The sequence below is a fragment of the Pseudonocardia sp. EV170527-09 genome, assembly GCF_008369905.1.
GTDB lineage: Bacteria > Actinomycetota > Actinomycetes > Mycobacteriales > Pseudonocardiaceae > Pseudonocardia.
This window is the reverse complement of record NZ_VRMC01000545.1, coordinates 1-256: the sequence shown is the minus strand read 5'-3', so window position 1 is coordinate 256 and position 256 is coordinate 1. Positions and strand designations below refer to the sequence as shown.

General features: G+C 61.3%; 1 protein-coding gene. It reads left to right on the top strand.

Annotated features, from left to right (window positions below; translation table 11 throughout):
• On the top strand, positions 1-256 hold a 256-nt coding region (locus FVA95_RS30095), incomplete at both ends, for an NAD(P)-dependent oxidoreductase (protein WP_304627197.1).

Here is a 256-nt window from a genome sequence, read left to right as displayed (position 1 = left end):
CCCGCCACCTGATCAGCCATCGCGAACTGGCGCTGATGAAACCTGACGCGATTCTGGTGAACATCTCCCGTGGCCCGGTAGTCGACGAGCCGGCACTGATCGAAGCCCTGCAAAACAACCGCATTCGCGGTGCCGGCCTCGACGTCTACGAGAAAGAACCGCTGGCCGAGTCGCCGCTGTTTCAGTTGAAAAACGCTGTCACCCTGCCACACATCGGCTCGGCGACGAATGAAACCCGCGAAGCCATGGCCAACCG